Below are 11,841 nucleotides of genomic sequence, written 5' to 3'. Positions count from 1 at the left end.
GGGGCATCCAGAACGCCAGCACGCGGTGTCTCGGAGGCATGGTCGGACCTCCCGCGTGATCGCGCGTCCGACAGCGCAGACCTGCTCTCGGGCCGCTTTGACCACCGCACGGGGTCTTCGGTCGGTGGCGGCTGCCTCATGCTGGTTGGCCCGAGCACGCCGCTGGCCGACGGTCAGGACGAGCGATCAGGGATCGTCGCGCTGACTGCGGCTTCCTCGATGTCCAACACCGTCAAGACCGCACGCACCGTCGCCTCGGAATACCGGCCCTCCATACGCGCCCGGAGAACTGTCCTCCGCTCCTCGGTGATCGCCCGCATCCGCAGGTCGGCGTACGCCTCAGTGCGGGTCGCACGCCGCTGTTCGTCTCCGATGAGCGTCTCCCCGAGGAACGCCGCGTCGATCCTGACCCGTTCGCGCACACGCTCCTCGTACTGCCCGGGCTCGATCGTGTCGACGAGTCGAAGGCTCGCCGAACGCGCCTCCGCCATCAGCAGCTGCCGCTCCATCCGTTCCTGGTCGAGATTGGGCGGGGCGAGGGCGACTCGGCGCATCACCCAGGGCAGGCTGAGACCGACGAGCAACGAACACACGACCACGACGAACGCCAGGAACTGCAGAAACGCTCGGTGCGGCGTCTCATCCGGCAGCAGGAAGACGGCCGCCAGCGTGACGACGCCTCGCACACCGGCGACGGTGACCGGCAGGTTGAGGCGCCACTGCCAGCTTCGTCGACGCATGGCGGGAGGACCCCACCGGTAGATCGCCGTGATGCCGAAGCTCCACGCCAGTCGGGCGACGACCACGGCCACGAAGACACCCGTGATGATGAGCACCGCTTGACCGATCGGGATACCGGAATCCAGTGCGCCGCGCAGGATCGCGGGCAGGCTGAGACCGATCAGCATGAACACCGCGTTCTCGAGGAGGAACTCAATCGTCCGCCAGTTCAAGGACTCGGCGAGTCTCGCCTCCGCCGACTGCAACACCGGGGCCCGGTAACCGAGGAACAGGCCCGTCACAACGACCGCGAGCGGTCCCGAGGCGCCGATCGCGTGCGCGAGCAAGAACGCGACGTACGGCGTGACGAGGGACAGGCTCGTGTCGAGCACGGGAGCTGTGATCTTGCGCCGCAGCAGCCCCATGGCGAAAGCCACCAGCAGGCCGATCCCGGTACCGCCCACCACTGCGAGCACGAACTCGCCGGCCGCGCGGATCGGGTCGAAGGTGCTGACGATCGCGAGCACGGCGGTGTTCAGCGCGACGAGCGCGGTCGCGTCGTTCAACAGGCTCTCTCCTTCGATGACGGAACCGAGGAGCCGCGGAAGCGGTGTGCGTCGTGTCACCGCGCTGACCGCGACCGCGTCCGTGGGGGCGACCACCGCACCGAACGCGAAAGCCGCGGCGAGCGAGAGCGACGGCACGAGCGCCCACGCGGTGAACCCGACGACGACCGTTGTGAACGCCACGAGTCCGACCGAGAGCAGGAAAAGCGACTGCCGGCGGGCTCGAACGTCCGCGAGGGACGTTCGCAACGCGGCGGCGAAGAGCAAGGGCGGCAGCAAGACGGAAAGGACGAAGTCGGGTTCCACGCTCACCAGCGGCACACCGGGGATGTACGACACGGCGACGCCGATCGCCACCAAGGCGACCGGCGCCGAGCCGCCCGCTCGACGGGCCGCAGCGGACACGGCGACCGTCACGATGAGGAAGGCCACCACCCAGGCAAGAGTCTCGTTGACACTCATGCGCTTGCTCCGCAGGAAGCATTCGGTAAGCGAGCCGGCCTCGTCGGCGAACTCGACCAGGCGTCGGCTTCCCGTCGGAACGTGACGCTGCCGCGCCCGCCACACGGACCCGCGGCACGGCTGAGGCCGAACCGAGGTCCCGTCTGGCAGGGCGGCCGCCGGAGCGCCGCCGTCGGCGTCCCCTCCTCAACGCGCTGCGACCACATCGTTCGCTCCTTTGTGGGCGGGACCGGCACCGCGCCGGTGCCGTCAGCACACGCGGCCGCCGAGCGTCTGATTGGCAGCCACGCGTGCTTGGCATAACTGGATCACTTTGACCACGATCGAAGCGTGTCCCCGTCAGGGGCACCCGCACCGGGTCAGGGGTGTGAGCTGCCCCATTCGAGACCCGCCGCGCTCCGGTTCCCGAGGAGGACGCGCTGCATCACGTCGGTGCGAGAACCTCAGGGACGGACGCGCCCAACAGCCGCAGCAACGCAGCGAGTTCACGGTCGAGGAAGCGTCCGACCGCGGTGATGCGTCCGTCCCCGAAGGAACCGAGCGCGGAGCTAGGAACGTCCGAGGTCAGCAGCACGGGCTCACCTACCCGCTGCGAGATCGTGCACCTCAGCGGCGTCAGCGCCATGACGCGCGGATCGAAGCGGAACATCCGCTGCGCGAACACGTGGTTGCCGACGAGATACGTCACGCAGGAGGCCGTGCCCCCTGATATCGCCATCAAGCTGGTGGGCTCCAGCCGCCAGTAGCGCAGGAGACCATGAGGCGCGTTCTGCATCGTCCAGGTCTCGACGGTGTCCCAGTCGCGGTGTCGTTCGATCTCGGCGACGAGCCCAGGCTGATCGAACGCGGGCACGGCGCTCTCGAACGCCGCGACGACGTCGGCGAACTCCGCGACCAACGGAACGGAGAACCGGTTCCCGAGGTACTCAGTGATGTGAGAGTGCATGCGGGGACGGTATGTCCGCGTGCCACTCGCGAACATGTCCCCCCGCGGGGCACCCACGCTCGCCGTCCGCAGCCGCCCGGTGCGCAAGGCGCGCGCCCGACCTGAGGCGGTCCGCGGCCCGCAGCACCGAACGAGCGGCCGGCCATGCACCACGTCGCGGCGATTACCACCGCACAGAGGCAGCGGACCGGAGGCCGAGGCGACTACTCGAAAGCGAGCACGATCTTGTCGTGCGACTCGCCTGACTCCAGAAGGCGATGCGCTTCGGCCGCCTCCGTGATGGGCAGCACGCGGGTCCGCTTGAGGCGCAGCTTCCCAGCGGCGAGCAGGGGCATCGTGACCTCCAACGCGTCCGGAGCACGGTCCGGGCTCGGATGCGACAGGATCACCCCGGACGACGCGACGTCAGGTCCTCCGGTGAGCGTCGCGACCCGGCGAGGGTCACCAGTCGCGGTCGCGGCCGGCAGCAGTGCGCCGTGACCGGCAGCGGCGATGACCGCGTCCACACGTGCGTCGATCCGGTCGAAGACGTCAGCGCCATAGGGGACGAACTCGCCGCCCAGTTCACGGACGAGGTCCGCGTCACGCCCTTTGGCTGCTCCGATGACCCGGACGCCTTGCGCGTGCGCGAGTTGGGTCACGACGATGCCGACTGCGCCCACGGCGCCGAGCACCACCAGCGTCTCGCCTTCCACGACGCCGACCTGCCGCAACGTTCCCACCGCGGCGTCGGCCTGCGCGGGCAGCGCGGCCGCCGCTTCCCAAGTCACCGATTCGGGCTTCGGATACCAGACGGGCGTGGCAACCAGCTCGCCGTAGCCACCCTGCGCGGGCAACAGGGCCGCCACCTCATCACCGACACGCGCTTCGGCTCCTTCCCCGACGGCCTCGACGACACCGGCCGCCTCGAAACCCAACACGTCTCCGGCGCGCTGCGGGAACACCGCGGTGAGATCGCCCGCCCGGATGCGCAGATCCGTCGGCCCGACCGCCGCAGCCTTCACCCGGATGAGCACTTCACCCCGTCGCGGCTCCGGCGGCGCGACCTCCCGCCACTGCAGAACGTCTGGTCCGCCGAACTCCGTGATGACCATCGCGTGAGACATGGATGCTCCCTCAGTTGCCTATTCAAGGTCCCGCAACTCGTCGTCGCAGACACCATTCTCGAGGCGCGACCAAGAGGCCCCGCCGCACTCAGCATGACCTCGCACGCACTGACGAAGGGTGCCCCTGATGGGGACACGCCTCGAGCTGCATCGGCTCGTAGCGTCGGTCTCGCCGCCGACCCGACGTCGCGGCTTCGACCACGACGCAAGGAGCACGCAATGCCCACGTTCACCCTCCCCGACGGCATCGAGATGTACTACACCGAGCAGGGCGAAGGACAGCCGATCGTCTTCGCGCACGGCTGGCCGCTCAGCTCGGACGCGTGGCAGCCGGAGCTGAAGTTCTTCAGCGAGAACGGCTACCGCACCATCGCCCACGACCGCCGCGGTCACGGCCGTTCCGAGAAGACCGCCGTCGGCCACACCATCGACCAGTACGCGAAGGACCTCGCCGCCCTCATCGAGCACCTCGACCTGCACGACGTCATCGTGTTCGGCCACTCCACCGGCGGCGGTGAGGTCGTCCGCTACGCCGCTGAGTACGCGAACGGCCGGGTCGCGAAGGTCATCACCGCCGGTGCGATCCCGCCGATCATGGTCAAGTCGGACAGCAATCCCGAGGGTGCCCCGATCGACGTCTTCGACGGCATCCGCGCGGGTGTGCTCGAGGACGCATCGCAGTTCTGGCTCGACCTGTCCGAGAGCTTCTTCGGCGCCAATCACGGCCGCGACGTCTCGTACGGCGCGAAGCTCGACTTCTGGCGCCAGGGCCAGCTCGTGAACCTGTCCGCGGCGTACGACTGCGTGAAGGCGTTCTCCGAGACCGACCAGAACGAGGACCTCAAGGCCCTCACCGTCCCGATCCTCATCAACCACGGCGAGGACGACCAGATCGTGCCGATCGACGCGGCCGCCCACAAGGCGATCAAGCTCGTCCAGGACGGCACCCTGAAGGTCTACCCGGGCGCACCGCACGGCATCCACGGCGACTACCGCAAGGCCCTCCAGCAGGACGTCCTCGCCTGGATCAAGGGCTGACCCGCTCCCCAGCGAGACAGAAGGCGCGGCCCCACCAGGGCCGCGCCTTCCGCGTTCTACGACGCGACTTCGCCTTCCCAACTGACTTCATCGTCCACTTCCGCTCGGAGGACTCCATGAGCATCAACAACGCGGTCAAACCGCGCCTGCCACTCAACACATTCGGCATCGCCTTCGGCACGGCCGGCATCGCCGGAACCTGGACCGCAGCCACGGCGGAGCTGAACGCGCCAGCCGCAATCGGCGAAGTGATCTGGGTCGTCGCGGCCATCGTCTGGATCGTGACCATCGTCCGCTACCTCGGCCGCCCCGGAGGGTTCGCCGCAGTGAGGTCCGACCTTCGCCACCCCGTGCTCGGTCCGTTCGCAGCCTTGGTCCCCGTCATCGGCTCCCTGCTCTCCGCCCATCTCGCCACGGTCTGGCCGACCGTCGGCGCGGTCGGCGTATGGCTGATGCTCGTCCTCACCACCGCTTTCGGCGCCTGGTTCCTGACCACTCTGCTCGTCGCCCCCCGGGACCAAGTGACGTTGCACGGCGGGTACCTCCTTCCGACTGTGGCAGCGTCGCTGCTCGCTGCTCAGGGGCTCGCCACGATCGGGCACCGCGTGCTCGCGATGGGGTTCTTCTCCGCCGGGATCCTGTTCTGGCTCTTCGTCGGAAGCGTCCTCCTCGGCCGATTGATGACCGGCCCCGCGATCCCCGCGCCGCTCCTGCCGACGCTGGCGATCTTGTCCGCACCGCCCGCCGTCGCCGGAAACGCGTGGTGGGCGATCACCGAGGGGTCGCCGTCCGTCGTCCACACCGTCCTCACGGGCACGATGGTGGCGTTCCTGCTCCCGCACCTGTTCCTCATCCGCCGCTACTTGGCCAGTGGATTCGCGATCGGCTTCTGGGCGATGACGTTCACGGCGGGTGCGAGCGCGACCTACGGGGTGAGGGTGCTGACCTCGGCAGGCGACGGATGGGTGTATCTGGCGGCCTCCTGGCTCGTCGTGGGGCTCGCGACACTCCTCGTCGGGGCGATCGCCGTACGGTCGGTGGCCCTTCTACGGCAGCGAAGCGCCGACCCCCGACCGGTCGTGCCCGGGCGGGTCATCAGCTGATCGATCGCGAGTTCGACCAGCGGACGAGGGCGCGCGCCCGTCCAGACCGACGCGAGGTCGGCTGGGCGGGTGCGCGCCCTCGTCTCTGAGAGCCGCCGCGACGTGGGTCCCTAAGCCTTTTCTTTCCGCCTCTCGATCACCCCGTGCTCGGGCGGCTTGTTCCGCTGCGACGCCTTGGTCGGTTCTTCTCCCGCGCGTGGTCAAGAAGCGGCAGGAGGGAGGGTGCTCGGGGTCACGGCGCTGCGATGGCGGGTGCCCCCAAAGCGTGATCGGTGGCGGTAGGGGATGGCATACGGGACAGTAGGGCGATGGACGACTTCTACGATCACGAACCCGTCACGGACGAAGAACTCGCCGACATGCCAGAGGACCAGCGCCTGCGGGCGAGCCTCATCCGTCAACTCATGGAAGAAGCGCGCTCCGCTCGTGACGCCTTCGAGGCGGCCAACACGGCCTACGCGAACACCTGGGACGTTTCCCCCGCGCGGACTGCCGAGGACGCCGAACGAGCCCTCGCCGACCTCCTCGAAGTGGGACGCCTCTACGAGGCTTACCAGAACGCGGAGAAGGAGACCTTCGCGCTTCTCAGATCTGGGGACGACGTGCCTCGGGAGCCGTGACGGGATAGAGAGAGGGCAATGGCCGCCGCCGCACGGAGGAGAGCAGTCCCGCGCGGACCCTTCGCCTAGTCAGCACAACACTCCGCGCGTCCTAGGACTGCCCAGGGCCGGCGGCTGCGCGTGACAGGAAGAAGTCGTGGTAGCACGGCTCGTTCGGAATCAGTCGTTCGTGAACGAGAAGCTCGATCTCGGCCGGCGATCGCAGTCCGCGACGATGCCACTCCTTCGGGTCGTTCCGAAGCTGAAGGAGCAGGTCAGGCGTCATGAGGCACCCACTTGTCGATCAGCGCGCCGGGCCACGTACCGCGGTCACCGCCGACGACTGCGAGGTCCACGCAGGGAGGCACCATCGATGACGCGCCGTTCGCGACATGCTCGCTCCCGAGCACCGGCTTGAATCCGTTCCGCACGACAACGCCTCCCTCGACTGACGATCGAAGTGCGCCAGCTCTTCGAAGCTAGGGCAGGCGACGGCCGCCAACGTGCCCCTCTCGGAGTCATATACATGGCAGGGACAGGCACGCGCTGAGCCGGCACCGGCGAGACCTAGACCACCTTGCAGGCCACTTCGGTCTGAGACGTGCGATCGCGCGGGCCGCAACCCACGATGCGGCGTCGCGGCCACCTATGATTGCGCCATGGCTGCGACCTTGCTGATCGGGCGTGACGCACACGTCGCTGCCGTGCACGACAGCATCGAGGCCGCGGCAGAAGGCCGAGGAAGCGGCCTGCTGATGATCGGCGACCCGGGCATCGGGAAGTCCGCGCTGGCGGAGGTGACTGCCCGCTCCGCACGAGCGCAGGGCTTCACCGTGCTCTCGTGCGCGGGTCTGAGGAGCGGGTCGACGACGGGGTTCGCTGGGCTGCACGAGCTGCTCCGCCCCGTACTCGATGGCGTCGAGAAGCTGCCCCCGCGGCAGCGGGCGGCACTGGAAGTCGTCCTTGGCGTCGGAGATGGCGAAGGAGTCGATCCGCTGCTTCTGGCGCTGGCGGTGCTCGCGCTCATCGAAGACGCAGCCCAGGAGGCACCGGTTCTCCTCCTGGTCGACGATCTGCACTGGCTCGACCCCTCGACAGCTGACGTCCTCGCACTGTTGCCGCGGCGCCTGGCCAACACGAAAGCGTTGGTCGTCGCGTTCACCCGTCCGGTCCCCGACGGTGCGGGTCGCGAGGTCGACTTCCAGACGTCACTGACACTGACGCCCCTGGACGCGAGCCAGGCGCAAGCGCTCATAGACGAGAAGGCCCCCGACATCAGCGCGGCCGTCCGCGACCGGATCCTGCGCCAGTCCCTGGGGAACCCCCTCGCACTGTCGGAGCTGTCGAGCGAGCAGTCCTCGATTGCGTACATCGACGGGCCTCTGCCGGTGACCTCCCGCATCGAGCAGGTGTTCCTCGCTGAGGCGAATCGGCTAGCGCCCGAGACTCGCCAGGCGATGCTGCTCGCCGCCGCGGGCGAAGGGGCCCCCGCCGCCGAGATACTCGCCGCCGCGGCCGCCTCACGGCTCAGCCAGGACGACTTCGCTGCGGCTGAACGCGCACGGCTCCTGGTTCTCAAAGACAACCGTTTCTCGTTCCGGCACCCGCTCATCGGCTCAGCACTGTACGAAGCGGCGGACTTCGCTTCTCGCGCCGCAGCCCACAAGGTGTTGGCGACCGTGACGGAGGATCCCGCTCGACGCACCCGTCATCGCGCTGCCGCGACTGTGGGTTGGGACGAGGAGATCGCCCGAGAGCTTGACGACGCGGCCTTGAAGGCGTCACGTCGAGGCGCCAAGTCCGAGGCCGTGGCCGCGTGGCGACGTGCCGCCGAGCTTTCCCCGTCAGCCGGGGCACGGGCCCGTCGCCTGGTCGAGGCAGCGGAAGCAGCCAGGCAAGGCGGCGATCCTCAACTTTGCGGCCGGCTCCTGGACGAAGCACAACCGGCCGAAACCGACGTCGCCACTCTGCTGCAATTCGCCCGGACCGAATGGGTCCTGAGCATGACCGCGGACTATCGGGGTCGCAGCGCTGAGCAGTTACTGGCACTCGCGGAAAGCTTCGTCGAGCCGAATGCTCGAGTGGAGGTCCTGGTCTGGGCAGCCGCGAAGTGCTACATCCTGCAGGAACCGGCGGCCTTGCGCGCACGTGTCGCCGACGCGGTGGCTTCGGCGACACAAGACGAGACGCTAGCGCTTCGCGACGTCGCGTTGATTCTCTCCAACCCGACGCAAGGATTCAGTGCGGAGGCCCTCGCAGAGTTCCGCGGCGAGGTAGACGAGACTCATGGCATCCTCCTCAACTGCCTCGCCTTCTGCGCGGAGGAATTGAACGACTTCGCTCTCGCGGAACTGTGCTGGACCACCGGCGTCGACCTCTTCCACGCTGCGGGTCGAGTCAGCGACGAGGCGACTGCGATCTGCGGCCGCAGCACCGTCCGGCTGAACCGCGGCCGCATCGACTCAGGACTTGAGGACGCGGAACTCGCCCTCCGGCTCGCTCAGGAATTGAACATGCCGATTGTGGCCGGGATGGCCGGGGCGGCGCTCGCGCGGGGCCGCGCGATGCGTGGCGAGCATCAAGCCGCGACATCGGCGCTCTCTCTCGTCGCTCAGCTTCCGGGCGCGCCTGCGTTCGCCCGCGTCGCCGCGACCACCGGATGGGCCGCCGCGATCGTCGCCGCGAACGACGGCAACCACGGCAAGGCCGCAGACGAGTTGGGCCGAGCCATGCAGTACGGCCCCGTCGCTTTGTGGGCTGGTGCGGAACTCGCCGAGGCGGCGATTCATGCCGGACGGCGGCAGACGCTCATTGAGTGGCTCTCGATGGCCGACGCGGCGGCAGGCACCGGTGCTCCAGCAGTCGACGTCGTCGTCGCCCGCGTCCGCGCCCTCCTCAGTGCCGGTCCAGACGCCGAGGACCTCTTTAGAGCGAGCCTCGAAGCGGGCCAGGCTCCGTCCGTGCCCGCCATCCACCTCGCTCGGACCCAGCTCCTGTACGGCGAATGGCTACGCCGGGAGCGGCGCATCGTCGAGGCCCGAGAATTCCTGTCGAACGCTTTGGAGACGTTCGAGTCACACCGCTTGGTCAAACTCGCTGACCGTGCCCGGGAAGAGCTGCGCGCCGCGGGGGTGCGAACGGCCAGCCTGCCGGAGACCCTCGCCGAAAAGTCGGCGGTGGTGGCTCCACTGACCTCGCAAGAACTCGTCGTGGCGCGCCTCGCGTCTCGCGGCATGACGAACAAAGAGATCGCGGATCAGATGTACCTGTCCCACCGTACGGTCGGGTCTCACCTGCGACGGGCGTTCAGCAAGCTCGGAGTGACCCGACGTTCTCAGCTAGCTGGCGTCGTCGCGCTTCGCACGACCGCGGCTTAGGGCTCCGCCCGTTCAATCTGCGTCATTCAGCCGATGTGCACCTATGCGTCGCTTGGCGAGACTTGCGTCATGCCGGTCCCCCGGCACCGGCGGAAGGAACGCAGACTTGCAGGCATCGCGGACTCCACTCGGCGAATACCTTCGGGCCCGTCGGGCGCTCATCTCGCCGGAGGACGTCGGCCTTCCCATCGCCTCCCGGCGGCGGGTCGCGGGGCTCCGGCGGGACGAGGTCGCTCAACTCGCAGACGTCAGTGCCGGCTACTACTTGCGGCTGGAACAAGGGCATGACAGCAGGCCCTCTGCGCAGGTGCTGCAAGCGCTCAGCCGCGCCCTTCAGCTCGACGCGTCGGCGTTCGAGTACATGTCGAGGCTCGTCCAGATCCAGACGAACGGGCGGCGCCCGATGAAGAAGGAGTCGCTCACTCCGCAGACGCAAGCGAGCATCCACGCGCTGTTCTCTCAGTGGAAGCACACGCCGGCCTACCTCATGGACGGAAACCAGGACGTCCTGATGTCCAACGACCTCGCCCGAGCGATGGCGCCGGGGGCCCTTGAACCGGGAGTCAATCTTCCGCTTCTCGTCTTCTCCGAGGGTTGGCGGGCCGCCGATCCGGACTGGGAGGACACGGCTGTTCGCACCGCCGCCACGCTTCGACACGGTTCGGACCCGACGGACCCGCGCCTGCACGAGATCGTCGGCCAGCTGTACCTGCGCAACGCAGACTTCCGTCGTCTTTGGGCGCGGCACGATGCTCGGCCCCACTACGTGGGACCGATAGACCAGGTCATCGCCCCCTTCGGCGCGGTCAGTCTCACCTGTCAGACGCTCATCGTGCCCGGCACCGAGGGCCATGTCCTCGTGGTGTTCCACGCCGAGCCGGGCACGGTCGCCGCGACGGCTATCGACTCCCTTCGCGAACGTGTCACGGACAGTCACCCAGCCGCCGAATCGATCCGGATGCAGTCCGTAGCCTGACCTGGGTGGCGCGCGCTGGCCGCAGCAGCGTTGCTCATGTCGCGCCTCGGTGACGGCACGCCCAGCGCGAGATGGGCTCTACGCGCCCGGAGGACGTGTACGTCGGCACCGGTTCACGCTGAGGGGCCGGCGCGCGAAGCAGCGCACGGGCGACGAGGCCGGCCGCCGGCTCCCGTCAGTCCCGTTCCGCAGGCCTGAGGGTGGCGAGAGCGTCGATCGACCGGGGGTCTGCCCCTCGCCAGACGAGCAGGGTGTCTCCCTCCGATCCGGGCACGCGGAATCGGTGGTAGGCAAGGTCGAAGGTGCCGACCCGGGCATGCTTGAAGCGGAAGACGCCGTCGGGCGCTTCGCCGCTGACGTCAGCCCACGACCGTGCGAAGGCGTCGCTCAACGATGCCAGCTCCCCGACGAGACTGACGTACGCCGCGTCCTCGCCCTGTGTCTCGAGTGCTTCACGCAGCTCTGCGGCGACCCGCGCGTGTTTCACGGGGACGTCGCCGAGCGAGCGGTCGAGTTCCTCGTTCAGGAACGCCGCGCGCGCGAGATTCGACCCAACGCGAAACGTGGGCTGGACGATACCCGCAAGCTCGTTCGACACGACGACGTTGAGGTGTCGGTCGTACACGAGCGCCGGCACGTTCGTCCATGGGCCGATCAGCTGGCCGAGCTTCGCGCGGCGGTCCAGGGCGTCAGTGTCTTGGGGCATCTTTGCAGAGTAAGCCTCCCCACACGCGTGAAAGTGCCCCCGACAGGGACACGCTCGCCGACATTGTGTTCGGCTTTCTCGATCCTCCTCTCGGTGCCTTGCCGCGTACTCTGCCGGAGGGTGATCGAGTTGCCGTGCTTCTTCCGGGAAACTGCCGAAAAACTGCATGGACTACCTGCCGCAGGTTTGATTCCCTTAGTGAGCGGTTACAGTACCCGCAAGTCTTGGTTCGGAAGGACGGT

9 protein-coding genes are annotated in these 11,841 nt (G+C 68.3%); 5 read left to right on the top strand and 4 right to left on the bottom strand.

Annotated features, from left to right (window positions below):
- Positions 1–173: 173 nt before the first annotated feature.
- From DEJ06_RS06065 to DEJ06_RS06055, 3 genes are all read right to left on the bottom strand, one after another.
- Positions 174–1,748, bottom strand: a complete 1,575-nt coding sequence (locus DEJ06_RS06065; protein WP_111038735.1) for a sodium:proton antiporter — start codon at positions 1,746–1,748, stop codon at positions 174–176.
- A gap of 424 nt (positions 1,749–2,172) precedes the next feature.
- A complete protein-coding gene (locus tag DEJ06_RS06060; RefSeq protein WP_146245798.1) occupies positions 2,173–2,646 on the bottom strand; it encodes a hypothetical protein in 474 nt (157 codons plus the stop codon).
- Positions 2,647–2,897: 251 nt separating this feature from the next.
- The gene (locus DEJ06_RS06055) at positions 2,898–3,800 is read right to left on the bottom strand and encodes an NADP-dependent oxidoreductase (RefSeq protein ID WP_111038733.1); all 903 of its coding nucleotides are present in this window, start codon (positions 3,798–3,800) and stop codon (positions 2,898–2,900) included.
- A gap of 219 nt (positions 3,801–4,019) precedes the next feature.
- On the opposite strand from DEJ06_RS06055, the gene DEJ06_RS06050 reads away from it, so the two are divergent.
- The 5 genes from DEJ06_RS06050 (at position 4,020) to DEJ06_RS06030 (ending at position 10,893) form a co-directional block, all read left to right on the top strand.
- Complete coding sequence (locus DEJ06_RS06050; protein ID WP_111038732.1) at positions 4,020–4,838, top strand: alpha/beta fold hydrolase; 819 nt, start codon at positions 4,020–4,022, stop codon at positions 4,836–4,838.
- A 116-nt stretch (positions 4,839–4,954) separates the two neighbouring features.
- On the top strand, positions 4,955–5,941 hold the full coding sequence (locus DEJ06_RS06045) for a C4-dicarboxylate transporter (RefSeq protein ID WP_111038731.1): 987 nt from the start codon (positions 4,955–4,957) through the stop codon (positions 5,939–5,941).
- A 308-nt stretch (positions 5,942–6,249) separates the two neighbouring features.
- Complete coding sequence (locus tag DEJ06_RS06040; protein ID WP_111038730.1) at positions 6,250–6,561, top strand: hypothetical protein; 312 nt, start codon at positions 6,250–6,252, stop codon at positions 6,559–6,561.
- 638 nt (positions 6,562–7,199) lie between these two features.
- Positions 7,200–9,917 (top strand): LuxR family transcriptional regulator, encoded by a 2,718-nt coding sequence (locus DEJ06_RS06035; protein WP_111038729.1) that lies wholly within the window; start codon positions 7,200–7,202, stop codon positions 9,915–9,917.
- 106 nt (positions 9,918–10,023) lie between these two features.
- The gene (locus DEJ06_RS06030; RefSeq protein ID WP_181436700.1) at positions 10,024–10,893 is read left to right on the top strand and encodes a helix-turn-helix domain-containing protein; all 870 of its coding nucleotides are present in this window, start codon (positions 10,024–10,026) and stop codon (positions 10,891–10,893) included.
- A gap of 175 nt (positions 10,894–11,068) precedes the next feature.
- On the opposite strand, the gene DEJ06_RS06025 is transcribed toward DEJ06_RS06030, so the two are convergent.
- Positions 11,069–11,599, bottom strand: a complete 531-nt coding sequence (locus DEJ06_RS06025) for a hypothetical protein (RefSeq protein WP_181436698.1) — start codon at positions 11,597–11,599, stop codon at positions 11,069–11,071.
- Positions 11,600–11,841 lie beyond the last annotated feature (242 nt).

The sequence above is a fragment of the Curtobacterium sp. MCLR17_051 genome (assembly GCF_003234395.1).
GTDB lineage: Bacteria > Actinomycetota > Actinomycetes > Actinomycetales > Microbacteriaceae > Curtobacterium > Curtobacterium flaccumfaciens.
This window is presented reverse-complemented; position numbering and strand designations above follow the sequence as displayed.

Bases quoted from the DNA above. Each gene is read 5' to 3' on its own strand.
- DEJ06_RS06045 (WP_111038731.1), top strand. From the start codon at position 4,955: ATGAGCATCAACAACGCGGTCAAACCGCGCCTGCCACTCAACACATTC.
- DEJ06_RS06050 (WP_111038732.1), top strand. From the start codon at position 4,020: ATGCCCACGTTCACCCTCCCCGACGGCATCGAGATGTACTACACCGAG.
- DEJ06_RS06040 (WP_111038730.1), top strand. From the start codon at position 6,250: ATGGACGACTTCTACGATCACGAACCCGTCACGGACGAAGAACTCGCC.
- DEJ06_RS06055 (WP_111038733.1), bottom strand. From the start codon at position 3,800: ATGTCTCACGCGATGGTCATCACGGAGTTCGGCGGACCAGACGTTCTG.
- DEJ06_RS06065 (WP_111038735.1), bottom strand. From the start codon at position 1,748: ATGAGTGTCAACGAGACTCTTGCCTGGGTGGTGGCCTTCCTCATCGTG.
- DEJ06_RS06035 (WP_111038729.1), top strand. From the start codon at position 7,200: ATGGCTGCGACCTTGCTGATCGGGCGTGACGCACACGTCGCTGCCGTG.
- DEJ06_RS06025 (WP_181436698.1), bottom strand. From the start codon at position 11,599: ATGCCCCAAGACACTGACGCCCTGGACCGCCGCGCGAAGCTCGGCCAG.